Genomic DNA, 6,561 nt, shown 5'->3' on the forward strand with positions numbered 1-6,561 from the left:
ACATCAACAAGTGGTTGTGTTGTTTGGAGTAATTCTATATCACCATACGTGGTGTAGATTTGAAAGCGACCATCCTGTCGGTCAATAAGGGTTCCGTTCAGCAATTCGGCAACTTTTACAAGATGCAAGCCCAATTGAAGATTTCTTTTTTGGTCTTCATACTTATGCAGTGACCCATTTCCAGCTTCGGAATCTTTTAATTCGAACCCAATGATGGCGACTTTCAATTTTTCATAAATCTGGCTATTAGCACGAGAAACCAATATATTAAATACCGTCTGAATCGCCAGTTGGGAAGGGACGAGACGGTAACATGGAATACCCAAATCGACCAATGCATTATATACATTCAATAAACATGTCAATGCGACTTCAGTATTTCCTTTTTCATAGTGCTTCACATGAAAATCAATCAATTCATCATAAGGTTTGTAGTTATGATATGGGTATAACTCGATTGATAAATCATGCAACGAAAATTCTTGCAATACGAGCCCGACCGTTTCCTTATCCACGGTATCTAGACTCATTCGTTTGACCACTTCACCTCTATCATGCACAACGCGCATACATGTGCCGAGCAAACTAATGCCATGCAAAGGCGGATAACTGGCCTCTTCAGCAGTGATCAATCCATGATCCAGCGAATAATAATAAGGGTTCTGACCGGAAAATATCCATTGAGTCACATCATATCGATGCTCCGTTAATATCGAGTGAAGCTGTTCCGGATGTGAGTATTCAAAATCGATCAATTCAATGCGAGTATCTTTTTTTGCTACTTCTCTCATCTGTTGTAATGAGTCACTCGGACCTATGGCGCCAATTTTCACTTTCATACAAATGTGTTCCCCTCTTTCGTTTTACTTAGGCAAGACATTCGTATTTTTATCGAGCAATGGATAATGGCATGCGACAAAATGACTAGGTAATAATTCCACATAAGCCGGATCTATTTGTTTACACAAGTCAGTTGCATATGGGCAGCGTGTATGGAAATGGCAGCCAGAGGGCGGATTGCTTGAATTCGGGATTTCTCCTTCAATCAACAGATGCTCTTTCCGGAAACGGGGATCGGGAATCGGTACTGAATCAAGCAATGCATGCGTATATGGATGCAATGGTCTTTCAAAAATTTCGTCGCGACCTGCCAATTCCACCATTCGTCCCAAGTACATCACGCCAATACGATTACTGATGTGCCGGACAGCAGGTAATCCATGGGCAATAAAAATATATGTCAAACCTAGTTCTCGTTGAAGTTTCTTCAACAAATTCAGTATCTGGGCTTGAATCGATACGTCCAGAGCAGATACGGCTTCGTCACAGACGATGACTTTCGGCTTCAATGCAAGTGCCCGTGCAATGCCAATTCGCTGGCGTTGACCACCACTGAACTCATGGGGAAATCGTTTTAGTTGATGTTCACCCAATCCCACAAGTTTCATTAAATTCACTACTTCTTGTTGTAATGTCTTACCTTTAGCAAGGCCATGAACTAAAAGGGGTTCCCCAATAATTTCCTCGACAGTCATTCTTGGGTTCAATGAAGAATAAGGATCCTGAAAGATTACTTGTAAGTCACGTCTGGCTTTTCTTAATTCTTCTTGCGACATTCCTGCGATGTCCTTGTCCCTGAAATATATATGTCCTTCCGTGGCATCGAGCAAACCTAAGATCAGCTGGCCCGTTGTTGATTTTCCACACCCGGATTCACCCACAATCCCGAGTGTTTCCCCTTCATAAACCTGAAAATTCAATCCGTCCACTGCCCTTACCTTCGACTTGGTCTTTTTAATGAAGCCTTTCGACATATCAAAGTGTTTCTTTAAGTTTTGAACTTCCAATATCACTTTCTCTTTAACTGCTTTCTTTTCAACAACTTCCTTATCACTCATAACCAGCATGTCATTTCACCTCCTATACTTTAATGCAGCGTTTTGCATGTCCTTCATTTACATATTCAAGTTCAGGATGAATTTTGGTACACTCAATATCGGCCAGAGGGCAACGAGGGTGGAACTTACAACCCGAAGGCATGTTTGCCGGATTTGGAACTGTTCCATCTATTGAATACAAATGATCCACCACGTCGTGCACTTTCGGAATCGATGCCATCAATCCTTTCGTGTACGGATGTAGGGGATTCTCGAACAATTCATATATCGGTGCTTCCTCAACCACTTCTCCTGCATACATAACAATCACTCGATCGGCAAGCTCTGCCACTACACCCAAGTCATGCGTGATAATCATGATACTCGTATTCGACTTCTCTTTTAAATTGCGCAACAGCGTCAATATTTGTGCCTGAATCGTTACATCCAACGCAGTTGTTGGTTCATCAGCAATCAATAGGCGTGGATTGCAGGATAATGCCATCGCTATCATCACACGTTGGCGCATGCCCCCTGACAATTGATGCGGAAATCGACCCATCGCTTTTTCTGCATCCGGAATGCCAACAAGCTCGAGCATTTCGATTCCACGAATATTTGCATGTTCCTTTGTCATTTTAAAATGAACAATCAGTGTTTCCCTTAGTTGATAACCGATTGTAAAAACGGGATTGAGTGCAGTCATGGGCTCCTGGAAAATCATCGAGATTTCATTCCCGCGTAACGCTCGATAATCTTTTTTATTTAATGTGCGCAAGTTCATTCCACGGAATGACATTTCCCCTTCATATACTTCACCATTTGGCGGCAGAATTCCCATCAAAGCCAGAGAGGTTACACTCTTGCCGCTACCGGATTCTCCTACAATTGCCAACGTTTCACCTTCGTTCATATTAAAGGTCACGCCATTTACAGTTGAAATAAAACCGTCTTCTGTCTTGAATCGGACTTTTAAATCCCTGACGTCCATTAATTTCTCAGCCATGATATCACCTCACAATTAGTCTTTGATTTTCGGATCCAGTATATCTCTTAGCCAGTCGCCGAGGAAAATAACGCCCAGTACCGTAATCGTTATCGCAACACCCGGGAACGTCGCTACCCACCAGCTGGTCGCAATATATTGTCGTCCATCACTTAACATCAGTCCCCACGAAACATCCGGTGATTGGATACCCAACCCCAAAAAGCTTAAACTTGCTTCCAGAATGATGGTCGATGCCACATTTAATGTAGCAATTACGATAAATGACGAGATGACATTCGGTAATATATATTTTGTAATGATTCGATAATCTTTAGCTCCAATGGCTCTCGCCGATCTCACAAAGTCTCTTTCCTTGACGCTAAGTGTTTCACTTCTTACCATACGCGCATATACAACCCATGATGTACCGCCAAGCACTAAAATCAAAGTGGTTAAACTTGGCCCTAATACAGCAAGGATAATTAACATGAACAAAATGTTGGGAATGGCAAGGAAAGAATCGACCGTTCTCATAATAATGAAATCCCATACTTTTCCGTAGAATCCCGCCACCAAACCAAAAAACATGCCGATAATGCCCGCCAAAATGACTGAGCTGATCCCTACCAGTAGTGAGATACGAGAACCGTAAATAATGCGACTCAACACGTCACGACCCAGGTTATCAGTCCCAAGTGGATAATCCATGGTCCCGCCTTCTACCCAAAAAGGAGGCAACAGGCGGTGAATCACGTCTGTTTTTGCTGGATCATACATGGCGATAAATGGTGCAAAAATAGCCATAATACTGACTGCAAGAACAATCAACAGACCCACGAACCCGGTTTTACTTTTCAACAATCGAATTCCCAGTTTTCTAATTCGCTTACCGTAACTGGCATTCGCAACAACAACTGTCTGTTCTGTAATGGAAGTCATTTCATTGCCTCCTTAATCGTATTTGATTCGCGGATCTAATAATCGATACATTAAATCTGCAACCAGGTTACTCACAATAACAAAAATAGCAATGAGGAATGTAGCTGCTTGGACAACTGACATATCACGTAAATTCACAGCTTGTACTAAAAGCTGACCGAGTCCTGGCCATGCAAAAACCGTTTCCGTAATAAGTGTTCCACCGATTAGTGTGGATGTTTGCAATGCCATTATCGTCACAACCGGGATTAATGCGTTTCGAAATGCATGTTTGTTGACAACAATTCCTTCTTTTAACCCTTTACTGCGGGCAGTTCGTATAAAGTCCTGACCTAAAATCTCAAGCATGCTTGAGCGAATAAGACGCGTCATCTCAGCTGCGATACCGGTTCCCAAAGTAATTGCCGGCAGGATGAGATGCATAATCCCGTCTCTTCCGGAAACAGGGAACATTTGAACATTGACGGCGAGGAATAAAATGAGCATGATCCCCAGCCAAAAGCTTGGCATCGCCTTGCCGAGAACAGCACCACCTGTGATAAATAAGTCAAGGTAGCTGTTTCGCTTTACTGCGGAAAATATCCCTAGAGGCACAGAAATGAAGATGGCTACAATCATCGAGGCAATGGCCAATTCAAATGTTGCAGGTAATCGTTCCAACACGAGTGCCATGGCATCGGTATTGTATCGAAATGAATCTCCGAAGTCTCCCCTTACTAAATCCCCTAAATATGTAAGGTATTGAATTGGCAGCGGTTCATTAAATCCGAGCGCTTCTCTTAATGATTCGCGTTCTTCATCTGTAGCTGTTTCTGGTAGCATCAGTGATACGGGGTCCCCAGTCACTCTAACCAACAAGAACACAATCAGTGTAATGAGGAGCAATACGGGTATGGTTTTTAACAAGTTTTGAAGGAAATATTTCATACGTTAACGCCTCCTCTTATCAAGTTCCAAGTAGATGGATAAAAAAAGAGGGGAATAGTCCCCTCTTTTTATTTCAATGTAATGTTGTCCACGTAGAACATTTCGTCTAAACGAGGTTCAAATGAAACTCTCTCGTTGACACCATAAATGGACTCTAATTGATATAAATAAATTTGTGGTCGATCTTCTGCGATCAATTCCTGTGCTTGTTTGTATTGTTCAACACGTTCTTCCAAATTCATATTTGATTCAGCTGCTACTAACAACTTTTCGGTTACTGGGTTATCGTAGTCTGTTTCCCCCGCTGCATTTTCCTTTTTCAAACGATCGAGTGCAAGTGAAGCATCAAACATGGAGTTTCCATACCCGATGAAGAATAAATCGCCAAATCCTTTTTCTTGGTATTTAGTATTGAACGAGCTCCATTCAAGGAATTCCAGGTTCACTTTAATCCCGACTTCTTGTAACATCGCTGCCATTAACTCAGCAGTTTCTTTATCTTTTAAATAACGACCATTCGGTGAGCTTAATGAAAGTTCAAGACCATCTGCATATCCAGCTTGAGCCAACAATTCTTTTGCTTTTTCAGGGTCATATAATGTTTTTCCATATAAGTCTTCATTGGCACCTTTGTTACCTGGTGTTACACGTGTTCGTGTTACTTTACCGGCTCCTTCAAGCAAGGAATCAACAATTGCTTGCTTATCGATAGCTAAATCAATCGCTTCACGAACAAGTGGATCTGCTGTTGGGCCTTCCCCAGCAGTACGAGCAGTAAGCATCATAACTCGTTGAGTAGGGGATTCAATAATTGATACTCCTTCAGTGGAATTAATACGTTCTAAATCAGTTGGTGGAATATTTACAGCAATATCAACACCGCCAGTCAACAGTTCTGAAACACGTGTTGAATCTTCAGGAATGCTTCGGAATACAACTTTTTCCCATTTTGCCGGCTCACCGAAATATTCATCATAAGCTTCAAGTGTTAAACGATCATCTTTCTTCCACTCTTTAAATTTATACGGTCCAGTACCAACTGGAGATTCCAGAAACACATCCCAGCTTTCACTTTCAATGTAATCTTTTGGTAAGATACTAGAACCGATTCGAGATAATCGGTTTAAAAGAGCAGGCTCAGGATTTTCAGTGACAATATCAAATTCGTAGTCACTCTTTACAACAACTTCTTGAATTTGTTTGTAAGAACCGTATTCAAGTAAAGTATCATCCTTCGCAACGCGCTCTAATGTAAATTTGACATCATCAGCAGTTAAATCTTCACCGTTATGAAATTTAACACCTTCTTTTAATTTGAATGACCACGTTTTTTCGTCTACGTTTTCCCAGCTTTCCGCTAAGTCAGGCAAGAATCCTTCTTCTCCACCATTTTTCACCAAGTAGTTGAACATGTTGACGTGAACGGCTTCAGTACTTGTCGTGTTGTGGTTATGAATATCAAAAGAAGAGATATCCGTCCCATTTGCGATGACCAATGTTTTTGATTCACTTGTTTCCACGGGGGCTTCACCTTTAGCCCCTTCTTTATCGTCATTTGAACAACCTGCTACCACCATCGAAAGAATTAAAAATAATGCACACAGCTGTTTCTTCATGTAAGTTCCCCCTCTTCACTTTGTAAATATTTATGAGTTAAATAGCATAAAACCGTCATCCCATAACGTATTGCTTCTTCATCAACATTAAATTTAGTAGTGTGAAGACCCAATGAAGTTGACACGCCGGTATTCGTTCCGAGATTGAAAAACACCGATGGCACTTCTTGTGAAAAATAAGCAAAGTCTTCTCCACCCATTGAAGGATTTCTGT

Annotated in this window: 6 protein-coding genes and 1 pseudogene; all 7 read right to left on the reverse strand. The window is 41.5% G+C overall.

Going from position 1 to position 6,561, the window contains the following annotated elements:
• A pseudogene (locus AC1DOS_RS16920) lies at positions 1-839 on the reverse strand (hypothetical protein); the annotation flags it as partial.
• 24 nt (positions 840-863) lie between these two features.
• Positions 864-1,907 carry an ABC transporter ATP-binding protein gene (locus AC1DOS_RS16925; protein ID WP_477538442.1) on the reverse strand — a complete coding sequence of 348 codons (1,044 nt, stop codon included), beginning with the start codon at positions 1,905-1,907 and terminating at the stop codon, positions 864-866.
• Positions 1,908-1,920: 13 nt separating this feature from the next.
• Positions 1,921-2,883, reverse strand: coding sequence for an ABC transporter ATP-binding protein (locus AC1DOS_RS16930; protein WP_477538443.1), 963 nt, complete (start codon positions 2,881-2,883; stop codon positions 1,921-1,923).
• A 15-nt stretch (positions 2,884-2,898) separates the two neighbouring features.
• Complete coding sequence (locus AC1DOS_RS16935) at positions 2,899-3,804, reverse strand: ABC transporter permease (protein WP_477538444.1); 906 nt, start codon at positions 3,802-3,804, stop codon at positions 2,899-2,901.
• Positions 3,805-3,816: 12 nt separating this feature from the next.
• Positions 3,817-4,731: an ABC transporter permease gene (locus AC1DOS_RS16940; protein ID WP_477538445.1), complete on the reverse strand. Its 915-nt coding sequence runs from the start codon at positions 4,729-4,731 to the stop codon at positions 3,817-3,819.
• Positions 4,732-4,799: 68 nt separating this feature from the next.
• The gene (locus AC1DOS_RS16945; protein WP_477538446.1) at positions 4,800-6,347 is read right to left on the reverse strand and encodes an ABC transporter substrate-binding protein; all 1,548 of its coding nucleotides are present in this window, start codon (positions 6,345-6,347) and stop codon (positions 4,800-4,802) included.
• On the reverse strand, positions 6,344-6,561 hold a 218-nt coding region (locus AC1DOS_RS16950), incomplete at its 5' end, for a M20/M25/M40 family metallo-hydrolase (protein ID WP_477538447.1). The genes AC1DOS_RS16950 and AC1DOS_RS16945, both read right to left, overlap by 4 nt.

This window comes from Paenisporosarcina sp. P5_A11, from assembly GCF_056400705.1.

Coding starts and splice junctions, on each gene's coding strand:
- AC1DOS_RS16940 (WP_477538445.1), bottom strand. CDS start 4,731: ATGAAATATTTCCTTCAAAACTTGTTAAAAACCATACCCGTATTGCTC.
- AC1DOS_RS16935 (WP_477538444.1), bottom strand. CDS start 3,804: ATGACTTCCATTACAGAACAGACAGTTGTTGTTGCGAATGCCAGTTAC.
- AC1DOS_RS16945 (WP_477538446.1), bottom strand. CDS start 6,347: ATGAAGAAACAGCTGTGTGCATTATTTTTAATTCTTTCGATGGTGGTA.
- AC1DOS_RS16930 (WP_477538443.1), bottom strand. CDS start 2,883: ATGGCTGAGAAATTAATGGACGTCAGGGATTTAAAAGTCCGATTCAAG.
- AC1DOS_RS16925 (WP_477538442.1), bottom strand. CDS start 1,907: ATGCTGGTTATGAGTGATAAGGAAGTTGTTGAAAAGAAAGCAGTTAAA.